The 255-nt window shown below is 66.7% G+C and carries 1 protein-coding gene; it reads left to right on the top strand.

Going from position 1 to position 255, the window contains the following annotated elements; all coding sequences use genetic code 11:
- On the top strand, window positions 1–255 hold a 255-nt coding region (locus tag AC6LKD_RS32700; protein WP_498118551.1), incomplete at both ends, for a VCBS domain-containing protein.

Below are 255 nucleotides of genomic sequence, written 5' to 3'. Positions count from 1 at the left end.
CCGACACCGCTCCTGAAGCCAAGCCCGACACCGCTTCCGTCACGGAAGACACCGCGCTGACCGCCACCGGCAACGTCATCAGCGGCACCGGCGCCGACACCCTCGGCGCGGACGCCACCAACGTCGTCGGCGTGGTCAAGGGCACGGTCGCCGCCGGCCAGAACGTCAACGGCAACGTCAACACCGCAGTCAACGGCGAGTACGGCAAGATCGTCCTCAAGGCCGACGGCTCCTACACCTATGAGCTGAACAACA

Source organism: Achromobacter sp. D7-1 (genome assembly GCF_059760445.1).
Note: the sequence above shows the minus strand (reverse complement) of the source record. Positions and strands in the feature narration are given on the sequence as shown.